The following is a 19,117-nucleotide window of genomic DNA, read 5'->3' as shown; positions in this document are numbered from 1 at the left end:
CGGCTCCGGGGGCGGCGGCGGCTCGAGCGCCGCCTGCTTCGTCGCCGCGGGCTTCTTCGCGGCCGGCTTCTTCGCCGGGGCGCGCTTCGTGGGGGTCTTCTTCGCGGCGGGCGCGTTCGCGCCGGTTGCCGTTGTGGCGGGCGCCGTCGCGTCGGTTGCCGTCGTGGCGGCCGCCTTTGCGGTCGCGGCCTTGGGCGCGCCCTCAGACTCGCCTGAGGTCGTGGTGATGCTCGGCACCACGGATGAAGCCGCCGTCTTCGCCGCCGGCTTTCTCGCTGCCGGCTTCTTCGCTGCCGGCGATTTCGCGGCCGGCTTCTTCGCTGCCGGCGATTTCGCGGCCGGCTTCTTCGCTGCCGGCTTCTTGGCGGCCGGCTTGGAATCGGCTGTCGCCGGCGTTACCGGCTCCGCGGGAGCGGGCTTCTTCGCGGCAGCGGTCTTCTTTGCACCCGAGCGAGCAGGCTCGTCGTTCTGCGGGGGCTGGGGCGCGTCTGTCACCCCGATAACGTATCAAGATGGTCAGACGGTCGCCTGCGCCAACGACTCAATACGGCGAATTCCTACCTTTGAGTACGCCGTGAGGATGATCACGATCCCACAACATGAGCCTGACGGCCCTCCCCGACGGCCCTCTCCCCGGTTACGCTGAAAGCGGCATAACGGGGTGTCTTAAGTACGGGTGCGCGCCCAATCGGGCTGATCGCCGCGGGAATCGACAGAACTCTTCGTCGCGAGCACCACACGTCAAGGAGAAGATTATGACCACGCAGATTGTGATTCTGGCCGCAGGTATGGGCAGCCGTCTGGGCCGCTCACTTCCGAAGTCGCTCACCGAACTGAACGACGGCCGCACGATCATGCAGCAGCAGTTCGACAACATCCACCACGCCTTCGGCAAGGCTGCCAAGGTCACGATCGTTGTCGGCTACAAGCTCGAGTACATCATCGAGTCGTTCCCCGACGCCAGCTATGTCTACAACGAGCAGTACGACCAGACCAACACGTCCAAGAGCCTCATGCGCGCCCTGCAGGCCTCCAGCAACGGCGGCGTTCTGTGGATGAACGGTGACGTCGTATTCGACCCCGCCGTGCTCGACCGCGCGGCCGCCATGGTGGCGCGCGACCAGTCCTTTGTCACGGTCAACACCTCCTCGGTCTCTGACGAAGAGGTCAAGTACACCACCGGTGCCGAGGGCTACATCAACGAGATCTCGAAGACCGTCAAGGGCGGTCTGGGCGAGGCCGTGGGCATCAACTACATCTCCAGCCGCGACAAGGCTGCGCTTCTGCGCCAGCTGCACCGCTGCGAGGCGCAGGATTACTTCGAGCGCGGCATCGAGCTCGCGATCGAGCAGAACCGCATCCTGGTCGAGCCGGTCGACATCTCCGACCTGTACGCGGTCGAGGTCGACTTCGCGGAAGACCTGGAGCGCGCCAACCTCTACGTGTAGCGCGAACGGTCGCCGGCGTGAGCCGGCGGCCGCATCCGCTGCCCTTTTTGTGCTGTCTACCTGACGCGCGGCAAACGCTCAGTCGCGTTCGCGCGCGCCCCATACGATAGAGCCTGTGACCACTGCCGAGGCCAAGCCGCAACCGCGAACGCCGTTCCAGCGGTACCGGCACTCGCTGTGGCTGCTGACCAAGCGCGACCTTCGAGTTCGGTACGCGACGAGCGCGCTGGGCTACCTGTGGTCCATTCTCGACCCGCTGCTGATGGCGGCCATCTACTTCTTCGTCTTCGTCTACATCTTCCATCGCGGCGGCGTGGGCGAGAACCCGTACATCGTGTTCCTGCTCTCGGCGATGCTGCCGTGGGTGTGGTTCAACGGCTCCATCTCTGACAGCTGCCGGGCGTACCTGCGCGAGGCCAAGCTGGTTCGCTCCACGACGATCCCTCGCACGATCTGGGTGAACCGCATCGTGCTCTCGAAGGGCATCGAATACGTGGCTTCGCTTCCCGTGCTCGCGATTTTCGCCATCGCGTTCGGGGCGCCGGTGAGCTGGGACGCGCTGCTGTTCTACCCTCTGGCCATCGTGCTGCAGATCGCGCTCACCGTCGGGCTCGGGTTCATCGTCGCACCGCTCGTGGTCTTCTTCCGCGACCTCGAGCGCGCCGTCAAGCTCATTCTGCGGCTCATGTTCTACGGCACGCCCATCATCTATGCGGCCAACGACGTTCCAGGGGGCTTTCACAAGCTCACCATGTTCAACCCGCTCAACGGCATTTTCAGCCTCTACCGGGCACCGTTCTTTCCGCAGGCGCTGCATTGGCCGACCGTCGGCGTGGCGATCGGCATGACTGCTGTGATTCTCGTCATCGGCATCGCCGTGTTCGCGCGTACTGAGCGCGCCGTGCTGAAGGAGATCTGATGCCAGCGACTCCTGTCATCACGGTTACGGATGCCGGCATCCGCTTTCGACGGAATCGCGGGCGCGGGCGCAGCTTCAAAGACTTGTTCTCGTCGCGCAACCGCCGCAGCAGGCCCGACGAGTTCTGGGCGATGCGTCACGTGGGCTTCACGGTGCAGCAGGGCGAGGCGATCGGGGTTGTCGGGCGCAACGGTCAGGGCAAGTCGACGCTGCTGAAGCTCGTTGCGGGCGTGCTGATTCCCGACGAGGGCAGCGTGCGGGTGGGCGAGGGCGTCGCACCACTCATCGAGATCACCGGCGGGTTTGTGGACGACCTGACCGTGCGCGACAACGTCTACCTCACGGCCGGGCTGCACGGTATGAACCGGCGCGAGATCGATGATCGGTTCGACGAGATCATCGACTTCGCTGAGATCAGGGACTTCGTCGACACGCCGTACAAGCACCTGTCGAGCGGCATGAAGGTGCGCATCGCGTTCTCGGTGATCTCACGCCTCGAGGAGCCCGTCGTTCTCGTTGACGAAGTGCTCGCGGTCGGCGACAGGGCATTCCGGGAGAAGTGCTACCGCCGTATCGAAGAGATGCTCGCGAACGGTCGCACCCTGTTCTTCGTCTCGCACAACGAACGCGACCTGCGGCGCTTCTGCACCCGCGGCCTGTACCTGGACAAGGGCAAGCTCGTGCTCGACGGCCCGATCGCCGACGTGCTCGCGGCGTACGACAAGGACTACGGGGCGTAGCTAAAGCGAGAGGTGCAGACGCAACGCGTCGTCCACATCACGCATCTGTTCGGCACTAACCCAGCCCAGAGGGCGCACGATCCGAGACACGGAAATCGAACGCACCTGTTCTGCCTGCACTTTCGATTCGACCGCCAAGCCTGTCTCCTGGCCGCCGACGAGCACCTGGAACGCATGGACTGTCTTCGTGTTCGAGGTGATGGGGGCAATCGTGATCACTCCGCGTCCCGATCTGCTCGCCTGACCATTGGCCGCATTGTTTCCGACGATAACGGCTGGTCTCACCTTCCCCTGCTCGGATCCGACTGCTGGGTCAAGCTCAACGAGAACAATCTGGCCGCGCCGAAGTATGGCGTTCGCCAGCGGCGTGGCACCGCTCACGAGCGCGAGACGATTCCGTCGCCGACGGTGCGCTCCCATTCGGAATCGTCAGAGTCCTCCCACTCCGCGAAAGCCTGTGCGTATGCATCGCCCAGTTGGCTCTCCCTTAACAATCGGAGCGCCGCTTGGACGGCCGCCGAGCGGGACCCATACACGCCAGAGAGCGCCTCCCGATCGAGAAACTCGACGTCCTCTTCAGAGAGGCTGACGCTAATCTTCATACCAGCAATGCTACCCGCTTCCCACCCCTTTGGGTCCGATGGCGGTTTCGCAATTTCGCGACTGCTGCTACGCGAAACCGTCACCCTGCGAGGTCGGTCTGCTCGAAACGGGTGGCCGACGTAGACTCGTCGCCGTGGGCAGGAAGAGCAAACCGATCGTGTCGGAGACCGGGGGTACGCCGCGCGGCGGGGCGCTTCCGCCCGGCTTCGTTCGCGTCATCGACAGGGCGCTCGCGGTACAGCGACCCGTCGTGCTGGCGCATCTGCGCAGCATCCGTAAACACCACCCGGATGCGACGCCCCAGCAGTTGGCCGCGTCGCTGGAGCGCCGTTACCTCACGACCGTGACGACGAGCGGTGCCGCCGTTGGCGCGACCGCCGTCATTCCCGCCATCGGCACCGCGACCGCGCTGACGCTCTCGGGCGTCGAGACGGTGGCGTTTCTCGAGACCACGGCGCTGTACGCCCAATCGCTGAGCGAACTGCACGGCATCGCCGTCGACGATCCCGAGCGGGCGCGGGCGCTCGTTCTCGCAATGATGCTGGGGCGGGAAGGCTCGGGGCTCGTGCGACAGTTGGCCGGGCAGGTCACGGGCGCCGGCGCAGACCGGCGTACGTACTGGGGCGAGATCATCACGTCGAGCCTGCCGAGCGCCGTCGTCGGGCCGCTCGTCGACCGGCTCAAGAAGGCCTTCGTGCGGCAGTTCGCCGTGCGCGGGGGCGCTGGAATCATCGGGCGGGCCGTGCCCTTCGGCATCGGGGCCGTGATCGGCGGCGCAGGCAACCACATGGTGGGTCGCCGGGTAGTGCACAACTCGCGGCTCGCGTTCGGGCCGCCGCCCGAGACATTCTCCCCCGCTCTCGACGCGAAGGCGCGCACCGTGAAAGTGCGTGAGAAGTCTCGCCTTGACGCCTCCATGAGCGTGCCCATCCCCGAGCACGTGCTCGGGCAAGGCGACGACGGCAACCGCTGATACTGTGTGAGCCGTGCCACGCTTCACGTTTGCCATGGGAAACCTCCGCAAGATCGCGGCACTCCCCCTCTACGCGCTCGGCCGGCTCGCCAGCAGCGTCGTGCCGCGCCAGGCCGGGCTGTGGGCCTTCGGCTCAGGCACGGGCGTCGGCGAGGGCGCGCTCGCACTCGCCGAGTTCGCGCGTGAGGCCGACCCGTCGCTGAAGCTCGTCTGGCTTGCGCGAAGCGAACGCGACGCTGCCGATGCCCGCGCACGCGGCATCGCATCCGTTCCTCGAGGCAGCTGGCGCGGCTTTCGACAGACGCTGCGCGCACAGGTGATCGTGGTGACGCACGGGTTCGGCGACGTCAACCGGTTCGGCACAAGCGGCGCGTTCGTGGTGCAGCTGTGGCACGGCATCCCGTTCAAACGAGTGCACATCGACTCGCCCGAGGCCATGCGAGTGCCGATCGTGTCGCGATTCGGCGCGGCCCGGCGAGCGATCCGGGCGGCGTACGAGCGCTCGGGGCGCGGCATCGGCCTCTTCGCGGTCGCGTCGGAGCGTTCGGGCGAGCGCATTCGCAGCGGATTCGCGCTGACGAACGAGCAGATCGCGGTCACGGGCGACCCGCGCGACGACGTCCTGCTCGCCGGCCCGGAAGACGAGCGCCGCGCCCGAGCGCGCGACCAGGTGGCGACACTCACGTCAGACGAGCGGGCGCGCACCACGCGCATCCTTCTCTACGCTCCGACGTGGCGTGACGGCGGGGTTGACCCCTCCATCCCGAGCCGTGACGACTGGATGCGCATCGCCGCCTACCTCGAGGCGGCCGACGCGCTGCTGCTGATCCGCTCGCATCCGCTTGGCGCCGGCAACTATGCCGAGGGCGCCCACCTCAGCGACCGCGTGCTGTTCCTGGGCGCGGACCTCGTAGGCGACATCACGCCGCTGCTGCCCGCCGTCGACACGCTCATCACCGACTACTCGTCGATCGCGTTCGACTACGCGCTCGTCGGCGGCGAGATTCTCTTTCTCGCCCCCGACATTCGCCAGTACACGGGCCGGCGCGGCGTCTACGAACCATACGAGAACTTCAGCGGCGGCACCGAGGTGACTACCTGGGCCGACCTTGTCGAGCTTCTCGAGGCCAACGATACGGATGCCGCCACCCACGCCCGTCTCGTCGGCCACGCCGAGTGGCTGGCGCGCTGGTTCCATGCGTGGCACGACGGGCGCAATACCGAACGCGTGTACGGCGAGGTGCTGCGCCGACTCGCGGGCGAGCCGCCGGCATTCGCGCTGAGGTCGCGCAGGGAAGGCGGCGCGACGACGCACCGCGCGCCTCAGCCTGCGACAACGGATGCCGCGGCGCCGCCGCCCGGCCGCGCCGCCGTCGCGCAGACGACGATCGACGAACTCCGCATCACCGGTGGCGACTCGCCCGTGCTTGAGCTGGCGGGAACGCTCGGCGCCGAGATCCCCCGGTCGCTGTGCATCGCGGGTTCCCGCCGCCGCCTCGAGGGCGAGATCGATCTCGAGCTCGCGAGCGAGCGCTGGAGCGCGCGCGTGCCGCTGCTGTCGTCTCGGTGGCGGGGGCCGCTTCTGCCACCGCCGGCGGATGAATACCTGGTGCGCATCCTCAACGAAGACGAACGCCTCATCGACGTGCGGGTAGCGGCGGAGCTGCCACAGCCCGCGCTTTACCCCGAACTCTTTCGACTCACGGTTGCGGCCGGCAGCAATGGCGTGACGCTGAAGATCGCGGCGCCGCTGAGGGATGAGGATCATGGTGCGGCGGCGCAGAAGCGCCTCGCTGCGGAGTACCGGCGCTCGAGCGCGCCTGTCGAGAACGCGGTTTTCCTTGAGAGCTTCTTCGGGCAGAACGCGTCGTGCAACCCGCGGGGCATCGACCGGGCGCTTGCCGCAGCGCGGCCCGAGGTGACGCGATACTGGGCGGTGACCGACGCATCCGTGGAGGTACCCGAGGGCGCCGTGCGCGTGATCGAGGGCAGCGCCGAGTGGTGGCAGGCACGGGCACAAGCACGGCTGTTGGTGGTCAACGACTGGCTGCGCAAGCGGTATCGCAAGCATCGCGGCCAGAACGTGCTGCAGACGTGGCACGGCACGCCCCTGAAGCGTCTCGCCCTGATGCGCAGCGGATTGCGCCCGCGCGCGGCGCTGGCGACGTTCCGGGAGCAAGCCCGCTGGGATCTCATGCTCGCGCAGAACGACTTCAGCGCGCGCATATTCCGCAAGGCGTATGCGTTCCGCTCGACGATCTGGCAAGAGGGATACCCGCGCGACGACGTGCTACTCACCGGCGACGGCGATGCAGTGCGCGAGCGCCTCGGCATCGCGCCCGGCACGACTGTGGTGCTGTACGCGCCGACGTGGCGCGACGACCGGCCCGGCACCGTGGATCACCTCGACGTGGCGCGGTTCGCGCGCGAGCTGGGGCCGGGGTACGTGACGCTCATCCGCGGCCATTCGCGCACGCTGCGCCCGGGGGTCGACGTCGTGGCCGAGAACGTGATCGACGTGACGAGCTACCCCGAGATCTCCGAGCTGTTCCTCGTGGCCGACGCTCTCGTGACCGACTACTCCTCGGTCATGTTCGACTTCACCGTCACCGGCAAGCCGCTCTACTTCTTCGTGCCGGACTACGACCACTACCGCGACCGGCTGCGCGGCTTCACGTTCGACCTGCTGCCCGTGGCGCCCGGACCCGTCATCGATGACCCCGCCGAACTCGTGCGCCGGGTGCAGAGCCCCGAGGCCGACCGCGAGCAGTACGCCGAGCGCTACGCCGCCTGGCGCGCGCGGTTCAACCCGCGCGATGACGGGCACGCGGGCGAGCGCGTGGTGCGGCGTCTGCTCGCCGAGGGCTACCTGGGCTGAGGACTGTTCCCCACGCCCTCGCCCAACAACCGCGAAAGGCCAAAAAGTGCCCTCATCCAGCGGAATAAGGACGACTTTTGGCCTCTCGCTGGCCGTCGGTCGATGAATCGGGTGGGTCGGGCGCACGCGACTGTCGGGTGGGGCGCACGCGACTGTCGGGTGGGGCGCACGCGACTGTCGGTGGGCGACCTCAACGATCGAACGCCGAGCGGGACTACCGGCCCGTGTAGTTCTCGAGGTCGCGCGCGAGCGAGAGCGCACCCAGAATGAAGCCGATACCCCAGCAGAAGTGAATGGTGGGCAGCACGATCAGAAACCAGGCGGATGCGCGCGGCCCGAGCCCGCGCGTGACGAGCAGCGTCGCGACGACGATGCCGATCACGTACGCGGCCGGCACCGTGAAGCCGAGCAGCATCCACGGCGCCGCCCCGGTGAGCGCCTGCGCGACACCCGCGATGCCGAACAGCAGCCCGAGCACGAGCGCGACGACCAGCACGGGCGGCGCGAAATAGCGGATGCTGTTGGAGGTCGTATAGCGCCGGGCCAACTCGCCCCGCCACACCCCCGTAGAGAAGAACTGCTTCGCAAGATCGCGCAGTCGCGGCCGGGGTCGGTACACGACCTGCAAACTCGGCGTAAACCAGACGGTGCCGCCGCTCTCGCGGATCCGGCGGTTCAGCTCCCAATCCTGCCCGCGGCGGATGCCCTCGTCGAACAGTCCGGCGGCCATGAGGCTCTCGCGTCGGAAGACGCCAAGGTAGACCGTCTCGGCCGGCCCCTCTTCGCCGCCGAGGTGCAGCTTGGTGCCACCGAGCCCGATGCGGCTGCCGTAGGCGCGGGCGACGGCCTGCTCGAACGGCGTGATGCCCTGCGCATCCATGATGCCGCCCACGTTGTCGGCGCCGGTTCGCAGCATGGTCTCGACGGCGATGCGCGTGTAATCGACCGGCAGCACCGAGTGCGCGTCGACCCGCACGACCACCGGAAGCGACGACGCGTTGATTGCCAGGTTCAGGCCGGCCGGCGTCGAACCCGCGGCGTTCTCGACGACGCTGATGCGCGGGTCGGCCGCCTTCATCTCGGCGAGCAGCTCGGTCGTGCCGTCGTCGCTCGGCCCGAGCGCGACCGTGACCTCGAACGGCCCCGCGTAGTCCTGCGCGAGCAGGCTGTCGATTGCCGCGCGAACGTGTGCGACTTCGTTGAGCACAGGCATGATGTACGAGACGCCGGGCAGCGAGTTCTCGTCAGGGTCTGTCGCCATCTTGTCCACTCGTGAGCTGATCGATCGAGCCTATCAGCCGGGTACGTTTCGACGTCGGCGCCTGCCCGGCTCGCGACCGCCTCGACAAGCGGATGCGGCACGGCCGCCCAGGCGCATGCGCCGGGCGGCCGTGCCGCGTTTCGTACCCTTCGTACCGCTACTGCGCCAGCGTGCCCAGGGTGACGGTGGCGTTGTAGGTGTTGCCGTTGCGCACGTAGCTGAGGTCTGCGGTGCTGCCGCCGGCCAGGTAGCGGACCTGGGCCGTGAGGTCGGTCGCACTCGTGATCGGGAAGCCGTTGAAGTTGGTGACGATGTCGCCCGACTTCAGCCCCGCCTTCGCTGCGGCGCCGCCGCTGGTGATCTCGTGGATCAGCGCGCCGACCGTGGAGGTGGACGACGCGTCGGAGGCGTCGGAGACCGTTGCGCCGAGCAGGCCGTGGCTGCCCTTCTGGTCCTGGATCAGCTCGCTCGCAATGCGCTTGGCCAGGTTAGAGGGAATGGCGAAGCCGACCCCGATGCTGCCGGACTGGTCGGTGGAGCTTGCGCCGCTGCCCGCACTAGCGATGGCGACGTTCACACCGATGACCTGACCCTTGTCGTTGAGCAGGGCCCCTCCGGAATTGCCGGGGTTGATCGCGGCATCCGTCTGAATGACCGGAAGCGAGATCGTCGAGGTCGTCTGGGTCTGGTTGCCGTTTCCATTCCCGTTGCCGCCCTGGCCCGGGAAGTCGAAGTTCCAGAGGTCGTACGGGCCGTTGCCGTTGTTGTCGCCGTTGCTATCGGTGTTGTCACCGGCCTTGGGCGCGGCCGAGGACGCGATGCTGATGCTGCGGTTCAGGGCGCTGACGATGCCGTCGGTGACTGTGCCGGAAAGCCCGAGCGGGGCTCCGATGGCTACCGCCGTGTCGCCGACGTTGAGCTTGCTCGAGTCGCCGAAGGTGGCGGGAGACATGTCGCTCGCGCCCTCAAGCTTGATCACAGCGAGGTCGACGATCGGGTCGGTGGCGATGAGCTTGGCTTGGTAGAGCTTGCCGTTGTTGTCCTGCACCTGGATCTTGCCGCTGGACTCGGCGCCGTCGAGGGTCACGACGTGCGTGTTGGTGAGCACGTACCCGTCTTTGCTCAGCACGATGCCGGAGCCGGTGCCGCTCTCGCTCGAGCCGGTGACCGAGATGGTGACGATGCTGGGCGAGGCCTTCGCGGCGACGGCCGTGACGACGGTCGCGCTCTTCGAATTGTTGACCGTGATGTTGGCGGGGCCGGTGGTCGTGACGGTGCTGGCGTTGCCGCCCTGAGTGGCGGCCATGACGCCGGCGGTGACTCCGCCGCCCGCGGCGCCGCCGATGAGGGCACCGACTGCGAGGGAGGCGATGATGAGGCCGGTGCTGCGCTTCTTGGCCGCGGTCTCCTTGTCGGCAGGCTTCGTGTACGGCTGCTCACCGGCGTAGGCCTGCTGGGCGGTGGTCGGCTGCTGCGCGGCGAGATACGGCTGCTGCGGAGCCGCGCCGTACGGCTGCTGCGGGGCTGAGCCGTACTGCTGCTGCGGGCCCGAGCCATACTGCTGCTGGGCTGCGCCGTATGGCTGAGTTGGCTGCGTCTGCTGAGCGGGCTGGGACGATTCCGCGGGCTGCTGCCCTGACGCCTCGTAGTCCGCCGGTGGCTCAGGAGGCATGGACGCCGCCTGGGCGCTCGGTGCCGACTCTGCACTCGTGGCAGGCTCTGCGCTCGGTGCCGACTCAGCACTCTCGCCACGCACTTCAGGTGCCTTCGGTGACTCGTCGTTCACTGCGTCGTTCGGGGTGTCGGTCATGGTCCTGCTCCTTCCAAGCACTGACAGCTTCCGCCCTGAACCTGAGCATTCAATTTGGACGCACTGTGAGCAGCCTCTCGCGTTCCAATGACATTACCGGGCGCGAATCGACCCGTTCGCCATCGAGCAGTTCCCGCTGGCGGAGATGGGCGGGAATACTGGGTCGGCGTAGGGTGCTGACCAGAAGGAGAATACCCCCTCCCCGTATCCCGAAAGTTGAGACGATGAGCTTCCCTCCCAACGAGAACCGAACGCACGAGACAGAAGACACGATGGAGCCCGCCCGCGCACACGCCGGTCACGAGATGTCAGCTCACGAAATGTCGGCCCACGGGATGTCGGGCCACGGGATGTCCGAACACTCCGGGCACGACATGTCCGGCCATGCCGGCCACGGCGATCACGTCGCGCAGTTCCGCCGCCTGTTCTGGATCATGCTGGTCATCGCGGCACCGGTCGTCGGCTTCTCGCCTATGTTCGCGCAGATCATCGGCTACTCGCTGCCACCCTCGGGGTGGATTACCTGGATCTCGCCCCTCCTCGGAACCGTCATGTTCGTCTGGGGCGGCAGGCCGTTCCTCAGCGGTGCGGTCAGTGAGCTGCGCACACTCAAGCCCGGCATGATGCTTCTCATCTCGCTCGCGATCACGGTGGCGTTCGTCGCCTCGTGGGGCGCCAGGCTGCGCCTCATTGACGAGAACCTCGACTTCTGGTGGGAGCTGGCTCTGCTGATCGTCATCATGCTGCTCGGGCACTGGATCGAGATGCGGTCGCTCGCACAGACCACCTCGGCACTCGACTCGCTCGCCGCGCTACTGCCCGACGAGGCAGAACGCGTCGAAGGGGAGACAATCGTCGTGGTCGCGCCCGACGAGCTCTCCGTCGGAGATCGGGTCGTGGTCAGGCCGGGCGGCCGGGTGCCGGCGGATGGTCGAATCACCGACGGCTCCGCCAGCATGGACGAGTCAATGATCACCGGCGAATCCAGAACCGTCACTCGCAGCGCCGGCGATCAGGTCGTGGCCGGCACCGTCGCCACCGATTCCGGCCTGCGGATCGAGGTGACGGCAACCGGCGACGACACGGCCCTTGCCGGCATCCGCTCGCTCGTTTCTGCCGCCCAGAACTCGTCGTCGCGCGCTCAACGCATCGCCGACACGGCTGCGGCCTGGCTGTTCTGGTTCGCCTTCGGAGCCGGGGTCATCACCGCCGGCGTCTGGAGTCTCCTCGGGCTGCCGGATACCGCGGTCGTCCGCACGATCACCGTTCTCGTCATCGCCTGCCCGCACGCGCTCGGCCTGGCGATTCCCCTTGTCGTGTCGATCGCGACGGAGCGTGCCGCCCGCGGCGGTGTTCTCATCACGGACCGGCTCGCACTGGAGAGAATGCGCACGGTCGACACCGTGCTGTTCGACAAGACCGGAACCCTCACCAAGGGTGAGCCGATGGTGGCAGCAGTGGCCGCTGCTGAGGGCCAGAGCGAGGAGCGGATGCTCGCGCTCGCCGCCGCTGCAGAGGCCGACTCCGAGCATCCGCTCGCTCGTGCCATTGTGCGGGCTGCAGAGCGACGCGGCGTTGACGTGCCGCACGCGAGCGAGTTCGAATCGTCGCCCGCGGTCGGTGTCAGCGCACTCGTGGACTCGGTGCGCGTTCAGGTCGGCGGGCCGAACCTGCTCGACGAGCAGAATGCCGTGCAACTCGGCGTGGCTGACGAGTGGCGAGAGGACGGCGCAACCGTGCTGCACGTCATCGCCGACGGCGCAGTCGTGGGTGCGCTCAGGCTCGCCGACGAGGTTCGGTCGGAGTCGCGGCGCACCGTCGACGCGCTGCATGCGCGCGGGGTGCAGGTGGTCATGATCACCGGCGACGCCGAGAACGTGGCCCATTCGGTGGCCGCTGAGCTCGGGATCGACCGCATCTTCGCCGGTGTGCGGCCGGAGGGCAAGGCCGCCGCCGTGGCGCAGCTTCAGAGCGAGGGCAGACGGGTCGCGATGGTTGGCGATGGGGTCAATGACGCGCCGGCGCTCGCCCAGGCCGATGTCGGAATTGCCATCGGCGCGGGCACGGATGTCGCGATCGCCTCGGCGGGCGTGATTCTTGCGAGCGATGACCCGCGCTCGGTGCTTTCGGTGATCGAGCTGTCTCGCGCCGCCTACCGCAAGATGCGCCAGAACCTGTGGTGGGCGGCAGGGTACAACCTGATCTCGGTGCCGCTCGCGGCGGGCGTGCTGGCGCCGGTCGGGTTCGTTCTGCCGATGTCTGTGGGCGCCGTGCTCATGTCGATCTCCACGATCGTCGTGGCATTGAACGCGCAGTTGCTTCGGCGGCTCGACCTGAGGCCGGATGCGGGCGCTGTCGCGCCATCGGCCGCGCGCTGAGGTTCGCGTCGCTGGCGTTCGCGGCGCTGGGGTTCGCGCCGCTGGTGTTCGCGCCGCGGGCGTGGAGAGTCGATCAGCAGCCGGGGCCGGTGGGGTTCGCGTTGCAATCCTTGTCGACGAGCACGGTCTTCGCGTCGCTCGCCAGCACCGCTACCACGGTGGCATCGGCCGGGATCACACCGTTCACGGGGCGCCAGCCCGGCTCCCCGTAGCGATACTCGGCGGTGTACTCCACCGTGAGCCGCACCTGATGCACGCCCTTGGCTGTGTAGATGTGGCTCGTCGCCGTCTGTGAGAACTCGGGAACCCGCAGCGCGGCCCACGTCGCTCCGGCTGCGCTGGTGCGCCTGGTCGCGCCATCTCCGTACGACCACACATAGGCGTGCGGGGTGAAGCGCACCTGCGCCTGATAGCCCAACAGCATTCCTGACTGGATGCTGCCGGTGGCGCGCGCGAGGAAGTTCGCCGGCAGCCCCACGATCGCCCACCCGTCCGGCTCCATCGAGGCGGAAGGCGCCGCCGGCGTGAAGTTGACGAGATCGCTCGCGTTCACGGTGAAGTTGCGGGTGTCACACGGGCTGAACGGGATGCATCGCGCCGAGGGGGTGTCGCGTACGACCTCCTGTGACTCGAAGTTGCCGCACACCCGCTTCGGCACGCCGTCCTGCTCCATGGTCACGCAGGTCCACGGCACCTCGGGCTCGGCTTCAGGTGCCGCGGCGGTGCGGCCAACGGACCGACGCGGCGCTTTCGTCGCCGCCCCTGGACCCGAGCGATTCGCCCACACGTCGACGCCGCCGCCGGAGGCTGCTGCGCCTCCACATGTCCCACCCACTGTGGCAGTGATCGGGCAATCAACCGAAGCAAACGCAGCTGGAGCACTAAGGGCGACAGACGCGACGACCAGCGCGATCGTCAACAGATACTTTTGCCGGACCATGGTTCAATCCTGGAAACGACCAATTGCTTCGGGTGCTCTGCCGAAGCGCTCTTGAATTGTGCAACAACGGTCGCCAACGGCGAGCGATCTGACGGAAGAACACTCGTGCCGGCGGCGTCGACAAAGTCAGTTGCGGATGAGTCGACGCACACATAGATGGAAAGAGCGCCACCAACGTCCGTGATCTGATCTTCTTGTAACTGGATCTTCGTATAACGAGACTCGCCGACCTGGCGATACCCACGCTCACGCAATTCCTTAAACTCTTGCAGCTCCGCCTTTGCCTTTGTTGGAGTTACTACGGAAACAATCTGAGTCGCACCTTCACCGCCGTTTTGGGCAATTTTCTGCCCAATCGACTGGTACTCGGCGTAAGCCTTCGTCGCCGCTGCGAGCGCTTCGTCGTTCGTGGCGAACACGGGGGTCGCGGCTGGCTTCGACGAGTGGGTCTTGACGGGCGACGGTGCGGAGGCGCATCCGCTTAGTAGAAATGCCGTGATCGAAAGCAGGGCGACTGCCGCGATGCGCGCAGGGGCGGCAGGCAGGCGGCGGTCGGTCGCGAAGCGCATGGGCCAACGGTAGGGCAATGCCATGCCGTCGCGGGGAACTTATCCACAGCGTGCGTTGGCGAGAGGGACTCGGGTTTCGAGACGGCCGCTTTGCGGCCTCCTCAACCTGCATAGGCGAGAGCGACTCGGTTTCGAGACGGCCGCTTTGCGGCCTCCTCAACCTGCATAGGCGGGAGCGACTCGGGTTTCGAGACGGCCGCTTTGCGGCCTCCTCAACCTGCATAGGCGAGAGCGACTCGGGTTTCGAGACGGCCGCTTTGCGGCCTCCTCAACCTGCGAACGTGCACTCGCCACCAACTGCCGTAGTTTGGAGGGATCAACGCAGAGATGAGGGGCAGCATGGCGATCCCGGGTCGATGGCAGCACGCCGCGCGAGGGGCGGGCCTGCTCGCGCCCGACGGCACGATCGCCGCCACGATCTTCGCCGAGATGAGCGCCCTCGCCGCCCGCACCGGCGCGATCAACCTGGGCCAGGGCTTCCCCGATGAAGACGGGCCAGACGTCGTGCTCGAGGCGGCGATCGACGCGATCCGCCGCGGCGACAACCAGTACCCGCCGGGCCGCGGCATCCCCGATCTGCGGCAGGCGGTCGCCGAGCACCAGGAGCGCTTCTACGGCATCAGCCTCGACTCCGATCGCGAGATCCTCGTGACCGCCGGTGCAACCGAAGCGATTGCCGCCACGCTGCTGGCCCTGCTCGAGCCCGGCGACGAGGTCGTCACGCTCGAGCCGTTCTATGACGCGTACGGCGCCCTGATCGCGCTCGCCGGCGCGCAGCATCGCACGGTCCCGCTGCACGCCCCGCACTTCCAGCCGGACCTCGACGAGCTTCGCGCCGCCGTGACCGACCGCACCCGCGTCATCCTGCTCAATTCTCCGCACAACCCCACGGGCGCCGTGCTGCCCGCAGAAACCCTGCAGCTCGTCATCGAGCTGGCCCACACGCACGACGCCATCATCGTCACTGACGAGGTCTACGAGCACCTCACGTTCGAGGCGCCGCACATCCCGATCGCGAGCCTGCCCGGCGGCCGCGATCGCACCGTCACCATCTCATCGGGTGGCAAGACGTTCAGCACCACCGGCTGGAAGGTCGGCTGGCTGTCGGCCCCTCCCGCGATCGTCGACGCCATTCTCGCCGTCAAGCAGTTCCTCACCTACGTCAACGGCGCGCCGTTCCAGCCCGCCATCGCGGCCGGCCTCCGCCTACCCGACTCGTTCTTCACCAACGCGGCCGCCCAGCTACAAGCCAAGCGCGACCTGCTCCTCGACGGCCTCACCGAAGCCGGCTTCACCGTCACGCGCCCCCAGGGCGGCTACTTCGTCATCGCGGATGCCGCTCCGCTCGGCTTCGACGATGCATCTGATCTGTGCCGACGCCTGCCCGAGCTTGCCGGGGTGGTGGGGGTGCCCGTGAGCGCGTTCGTCTCCGAACGGCATGGCGACGCGTATGCGTCGCTCATCCGCTTCGCGTTCTGTAAGAAGAGGGACGTGCTTGAGCGCGCGGCCGCGCAGTTGGCGGGGTTGCAGGCTCAGCGCGGCTCGACCCGGTAACGACGCATCGCGAGGCTCGGGTTGACGCGGCGCGTCTCGGCAAGGCGCGCCGGTGAGACCCAGGCGAGAACCGTATCCGTCTGCTCGCCGAGCGAGGCGAGTTCGACGCCCATCGGGTCGATGATGACGCTGCCGCCCACGCCGGAGGGCGGCGCGTGGTCGGCCGCTGCGACGTATACGGTGTTCTCCAGCGCCCGCGAGGTGAGCAGGGTGCGCCAGTGGTGCTCTTTGAGGGGTCCGCGCACCCACTCGGCGGGAACGAGAATGAGGTCTGCGCCGGCATCCGTGATGCGCCGGCTCAGCTCAGGAAAGCGGATGTCGTAGCAGGTCTGCATGCCCACGCGCACGCCGTCGACCGTGAACAGCTGCGGCTCGTCGAGGTCGCCGGGCACGACCCAGCGCGACTCCGAGGCGCCGAACGCATCGTAGAGGTGCTGCTTGCGGTAGGTCGCGACGAGCTCGCCGGCGGGCGAGACGGCCACGACGGTGTTGTGGAAGCGGCCCGGGTCGTTGGCGCGCTCCAGCAATCCCGCGACAATGTGCACGCGCTCGGATGCGGCCAGCGCCGCCAGCTCGCTGACAAACGGGCCGTCAACCGCCTGCGAGGCGGTCACCATGCTCTCGCCGAGGGGCTGCTCGAAGTAGGAGGAGTATTCGGGGAAGACGACGAGGCGCGCGCCGCGGGAGACGGCCTTGCGCGTCAAGGTTCGCATGGCATCGAGGTTGATTCGCGTGTCGGCGGTCGGCGCGAATTGAGCCACGGCAACGGCGAGTTCGGGGGGCGCATCCATGAACCCATCATCGCCGATGTGAGCGTTATGGCGACTATTGCGTGCGGCGGGCGTCAGCCATCCGGGCGGATTCGAGGCGCTCGGCCGCCTGTGCTATCGTTGACTCTCGTGCCGCGGGGTGGAGCAGTTCGGTAGCTCGCTGGGCTCATAACCCAGAGGTCGTAGGTTCAAATCCTGCCCCCGCAACCAAGAATGGCCCGATCTCCGACAGGAGATCGGGTCATCGTTTTTCCCTTTGACCAGCCGTTACGAAGTTTCGAAATCGTCTAGATTTCCCGTGCGTCTGGCTCAAGTCTTGTCGCGAATGGCGACTCGCCAAAAAGGGGTTACGTGTTTGCCCTCAAAAGATGCGGGCATTAGGGCGGCTACTTCAGGGTTAATGTTTGGGCCAAGCTCAGTGCTGACGACGCGACATTCAATGACGTCGATCGAGGATCGGATGCGCGTCGCCGCCTCAGGAACAGCAGCTGCCCACCGACGCGTTCGAGCCGTGTCCGCTGTCGGTCGGACCGCTGCTGGAGCAGACCCCGGTCTCGGGTAGGACGAGTTGAACGCGTCGAGCGGCCTGCTTGTCGCCTGCCAGTTCATCCGCGATTGAACGGACTTGCTCGTAGCCTGTGAGCAACAAGAACGTGGGGGCGCGGCCGTAGCTCTTCATGCCGACGACGTAGAAGTTCGGTTCGGGATGCGTCAACTCCACGACACCGTGCGGGGGCACGGTTCCACAGCTGTGCAGGTTCGGGTCAATCAGCGGAGCGAGCGCACGCGGCGCTTCGACGATCTCATCAAGTGAGAGCCGGATCTCGCGGAGCATGTCGAGATCGGGCCGGAAGCCGGTCGCCCCGACGATCGTGTCTGCCTCGATGGTCGTCGTCTCACCGTTCCGTCGTCCCATCGCGCGGACCCGACCATTTTCAGCGGCCTCCGTTGAGTCGATCTCGAACCGGTCTATGAGAGCGATAGCGCCATTGCGGACGAAATCGTGTACTCGCGCGCCGATCGACGCCCGGGCGGTTAGCTCGTCGGTCGCCGCTCCGTAGACACGCGCCGGCGTTTCGTTTCGGATCGCCCACGTGACGCTCGTGCCCGGCACTTCGTCGGCCAGGGTGGCGAGTGCGATCAGCGTGTTCGCGGCGCTGTGTCCTGTGCCGACGACGAGGGTGTGTTTGCCGGCGAAGCGGGCGCGTTCGCGTCCCAGGACGTCGGGAAGCGCATGGCTGACGTGGTTCGCGACGTCGTCGAATCCGACTGGGTCGAGGCCGCTCGAGCCGATGCTGTTCGGATTGAAGTACGTGCCCGAGGCATCGATAACCGCACGGGCAAGGACATCCTCAGTGCGGTTCGCGTTCGTCACGCGCAACAGGAACGGGGTCTCGGCGCGGCCGGCCGAGCGGGTGCGATCCATGCCCTGGCGCGAGATAGCTGCGACAGTTGAGCGGTATCGGATGCGCGGGGCAAGTTCGTCGGTCGCGGCAAGCGGCAGCAGGTAGTCGTGGACGAGTTCGGTGCCATACGGGAGACTCGCCGCGGCTGGTGCTTCCCATCCGGTTCCTTCCAGCAGCCGCGCCGCGGCCGGAGACACGACGTATTCCCATGGTGAGAACAGGCGGGTGTGGCCCCACTGCTCGACCGCTGCCCCGGCGCGGTTGCCGCGCTCGAAGACGATCGTCTCGATGCCGCGTTCGAGCAGCTCGGCTGCCGCTGCGAGACCGACCGGCCCGGCGCCGATCACGGCGACGGGAACGTCCGCCAGTTTGTCAGTGGCCGGCGTGGTGAGGGTGGGGAATGGCAGTTCTGCGATGCTCATGGTCTTCTTCTTTCTTCACTCTCTGCGCTGGGCAGGATCTCAGCCAACAGGCTTTCGATGCGTGCCCTGATCTCGTTCCGGACCCGACGAACCGTCGTGATGTCTTTGCCGGCAGGGTCTTCGAGTTCCCAGTCCTCGTACCGTTTGCCGGGGAAGATCGGGCACGCATCACCGCATCCCATCGTGATCACAACGTCGGACTCCTGGACCGACTCGGTGGTCATCAGCTGCGGCACCGCTTCGGAGATATCGATGCCCTCCTCAGCCATCGCCTCGACGGCGATCGGGTTAATGCTCTCGCCAGGCTCCGAGCCGCCGGAGCGAACCTCAACAGCACCTCTGGAGAGAGCCCTCATATAACCGGCGGCCATCTGGGAGCGGCCGGCGTTGTGAACGCAGACGAAGAGAACGACGGACTTTTGGGACATGCTGTCTTCCTTACATGG

At 67.1% G+C, this 19,117-nt stretch carries 16 protein-coding genes and 1 tRNA gene; 8 read left to right on the top strand and 9 right to left on the bottom strand.

Translation table 11 applies throughout. The features are described from left to right. Positions 1 to 755 precede the first annotated feature (755 nt). The 3 genes from OSC27_RS06790 to OSC27_RS06780 all read left to right on the top strand — a co-directional run bounded on the left by OSC27_RS06790 (position 756) and on the right by OSC27_RS06780 (position 3,107). On the top strand, positions 756 to 1,448 hold the full coding sequence (locus tag OSC27_RS06790; protein WP_267180692.1) for a phosphocholine cytidylyltransferase family protein: 693 nt from the start codon (positions 756 to 758) through the stop codon (positions 1,446 to 1,448). 115 nt (positions 1,449 to 1,563) lie between these two features. Continuing rightward, positions 1,564 to 2,367: an ABC transporter permease gene (locus tag OSC27_RS06785; protein WP_267180691.1), complete on the top strand. Its 804-nt coding sequence runs from the start codon at positions 1,564 to 1,566 to the stop codon at positions 2,365 to 2,367. Beyond that, positions 2,367 to 3,107, top strand: a complete 741-nt coding sequence (locus tag OSC27_RS06780) for an ABC transporter ATP-binding protein (protein WP_267180690.1) — start codon at positions 2,367 to 2,369, stop codon at positions 3,105 to 3,107. Before OSC27_RS06785 ends, OSC27_RS06780 begins: the two co-directional genes overlap by 1 nt. On the opposite strand, the gene OSC27_RS06775 is transcribed toward OSC27_RS06780, so the two are convergent. Together OSC27_RS06775 and OSC27_RS06770 are read right to left on the bottom strand one after the other, a co-directional pair. Then, complete coding sequence (locus OSC27_RS06775; RefSeq protein WP_267180689.1) at positions 3,108 to 3,488, bottom strand: type II toxin-antitoxin system PemK/MazF family toxin; 381 nt, start codon at positions 3,486 to 3,488, stop codon at positions 3,108 to 3,110. Further along, positions 3,485 to 3,709: a ribbon-helix-helix domain-containing protein gene (locus OSC27_RS06770; RefSeq protein WP_267180688.1), complete on the bottom strand. Its 225-nt coding sequence runs from the start codon at positions 3,707 to 3,709 to the stop codon at positions 3,485 to 3,487. Before OSC27_RS06770 ends, OSC27_RS06775 begins: the two co-directional genes overlap by 4 nt. 134 nt (positions 3,710 to 3,843) lie before the next feature. Between OSC27_RS06770 and OSC27_RS06765 the strand changes: the two genes are divergently transcribed. Then, positions 3,844 to 4,683 (top strand): hypothetical protein, encoded by an 840-nt coding sequence (locus OSC27_RS06765; protein ID WP_416348827.1) that lies wholly within the window; start codon positions 3,844 to 3,846, stop codon positions 4,681 to 4,683. Positions 4,684 to 4,696: 13 nt separating this feature from the next. Continuing rightward, positions 4,697 to 7,561: a CDP-glycerol glycerophosphotransferase family protein gene (locus OSC27_RS06760; protein WP_267180687.1), complete on the top strand. Its 2,865-nt coding sequence runs from the start codon at positions 4,697 to 4,699 to the stop codon at positions 7,559 to 7,561. Between the two features lie 214 nt (positions 7,562 to 7,775). Here OSC27_RS06760 and OSC27_RS06755 read toward each other — a convergent pair whose 3' ends face one another. Together OSC27_RS06755 and OSC27_RS06750 are read right to left on the bottom strand one after the other, a co-directional pair. Beyond that, positions 7,776 to 8,822 carry a glycosyltransferase family 2 protein gene (locus tag OSC27_RS06755; protein ID WP_267180686.1) on the bottom strand — a complete coding sequence of 349 codons (1,047 nt, stop codon included), beginning with the start codon at positions 8,820 to 8,822 and terminating at the stop codon, positions 7,776 to 7,778. A 157-nt stretch (positions 8,823 to 8,979) separates the two neighbouring features. After that, complete coding sequence (locus tag OSC27_RS06750; RefSeq protein ID WP_267180685.1) at positions 8,980 to 10,632, bottom strand: S1C family serine protease; 1,653 nt, start codon at positions 10,630 to 10,632, stop codon at positions 8,980 to 8,982. A 272-nt stretch (positions 10,633 to 10,904) separates the two neighbouring features. Here OSC27_RS06750 and OSC27_RS06745 point away from each other — a divergent pair, with 272 nt between their 5' ends. Beyond that, positions 10,905 to 13,010, top strand: coding sequence for a heavy metal translocating P-type ATPase (locus OSC27_RS06745; RefSeq protein ID WP_416348836.1), 2,106 nt, complete (start codon positions 10,905 to 10,907; stop codon positions 13,008 to 13,010). A gap of 73 nt (positions 13,011 to 13,083) precedes the next feature. Here the strand turns inward: OSC27_RS06745 and OSC27_RS06740 are convergent, their stop codons facing one another. Together OSC27_RS06740 and OSC27_RS06735 are read right to left on the bottom strand one after the other, a co-directional pair. Continuing rightward, complete coding sequence (locus tag OSC27_RS06740; protein ID WP_267180684.1) at positions 13,084 to 13,689, bottom strand: hypothetical protein; 606 nt, start codon at positions 13,687 to 13,689, stop codon at positions 13,084 to 13,086. Between the two features lie 236 nt (positions 13,690 to 13,925). Beyond that, positions 13,926 to 14,519 (bottom strand): hypothetical protein, encoded by a 594-nt coding sequence (locus OSC27_RS06735; protein ID WP_267180683.1) that lies wholly within the window; start codon positions 14,517 to 14,519, stop codon positions 13,926 to 13,928. Positions 14,520 to 14,858: 339 nt separating this feature from the next. Between OSC27_RS06735 and OSC27_RS06730 the strand changes: the two genes are divergently transcribed. Next, positions 14,859 to 16,073: a pyridoxal phosphate-dependent aminotransferase gene (locus OSC27_RS06730; RefSeq protein ID WP_267181153.1), complete on the top strand. Its 1,215-nt coding sequence runs from the start codon at positions 14,859 to 14,861 to the stop codon at positions 16,071 to 16,073. On the opposite strand, the gene OSC27_RS06725 is transcribed toward OSC27_RS06730, so the two are convergent. Further along, positions 16,052 to 16,864, bottom strand: coding sequence for a carbon-nitrogen hydrolase family protein (locus OSC27_RS06725; RefSeq protein ID WP_267180682.1), 813 nt, complete (start codon positions 16,862 to 16,864; stop codon positions 16,052 to 16,054). The genes OSC27_RS06730 and OSC27_RS06725 overlap by 22 nt on opposite strands. A 112-nt stretch (positions 16,865 to 16,976) precedes the next feature. Between OSC27_RS06725 and OSC27_RS06720 the strand changes: the two genes are divergently transcribed. Continuing rightward, positions 16,977 to 17,053 (top strand) — tRNA-Met (locus OSC27_RS06720). Between the two features lie 265 nt (positions 17,054 to 17,318). On the opposite strand, the gene OSC27_RS06715 is transcribed toward OSC27_RS06720, so the two are convergent. Both OSC27_RS06715 and OSC27_RS06710 read right to left on the bottom strand, forming a co-directional pair. Then, the gene (locus OSC27_RS06715; protein WP_267180681.1) at positions 17,319 to 18,671 is read right to left on the bottom strand and encodes an NAD(P)-binding domain-containing protein; all 1,353 of its coding nucleotides are present in this window, start codon (positions 18,669 to 18,671) and stop codon (positions 17,319 to 17,321) included. Next, a complete protein-coding gene (locus OSC27_RS06710; protein WP_267180680.1) occupies positions 18,668 to 19,099 on the bottom strand; it encodes an arsenate reductase ArsC in 432 nt (143 codons plus the stop codon). The genes OSC27_RS06715 and OSC27_RS06710 overlap by 4 nt, the downstream gene beginning before the upstream one ends. Between the last annotated feature and the right edge of the window lie 18 nt (positions 19,100 to 19,117).

This window comes from Microbacterium sp. STN6 (assembly GCF_026410545.1).
GTDB lineage: Bacteria > Actinomycetota > Actinomycetes > Actinomycetales > Microbacteriaceae > Root112D2.
This window is presented reverse-complemented; position numbering and strand designations above follow the sequence as displayed.

Excerpts from the sequence above, each read along its gene's own strand:
- OSC27_RS06735 (WP_267180683.1), bottom strand. The coding sequence starts at position 14,519 with ATGCGCTTCGCGACCGACCGCCGCCTGCCTGCCGCCCCTGCGCGCATC.
- OSC27_RS06780 (WP_267180690.1), top strand. The coding sequence starts at position 2,367 with ATGCCAGCGACTCCTGTCATCACGGTTACGGATGCCGGCATCCGCTTT.
- OSC27_RS06790 (WP_267180692.1), top strand. The coding sequence starts at position 756 with ATGACCACGCAGATTGTGATTCTGGCCGCAGGTATGGGCAGCCGTCTG.
- OSC27_RS06755 (WP_267180686.1), bottom strand. The coding sequence starts at position 8,822 with ATGGCGACAGACCCTGACGAGAACTCGCTGCCCGGCGTCTCGTACATC.
- OSC27_RS06710 (WP_267180680.1), bottom strand. The coding sequence starts at position 19,099 with ATGTCCCAAAAGTCCGTCGTTCTCTTCGTCTGCGTTCACAACGCCGGC.
- OSC27_RS06745 (WP_416348836.1), top strand. The coding sequence starts at position 10,905 with ATGGAGCCCGCCCGCGCACACGCCGGTCACGAGATGTCAGCTCACGAA.
- OSC27_RS06750 (WP_267180685.1), bottom strand. The coding sequence starts at position 10,632 with ATGACCGACACCCCGAACGACGCAGTGAACGACGAGTCACCGAAGGCA.
- OSC27_RS06715 (WP_267180681.1), bottom strand. The coding sequence starts at position 18,671 with ATGAGCATCGCAGAACTGCCATTCCCCACCCTCACCACGCCGGCCACT.
- OSC27_RS06730 (WP_267181153.1), top strand. The coding sequence starts at position 14,859 with ATGGCGATCCCGGGTCGATGGCAGCACGCCGCGCGAGGGGCGGGCCTG.
- OSC27_RS06770 (WP_267180688.1), bottom strand. The coding sequence starts at position 3,709 with ATGAAGATTAGCGTCAGCCTCTCTGAAGAGGACGTCGAGTTTCTCGAT.
- OSC27_RS06725 (WP_267180682.1), bottom strand. The coding sequence starts at position 16,864 with ATGGATGCGCCCCCCGAACTCGCCGTTGCCGTGGCTCAATTCGCGCCG.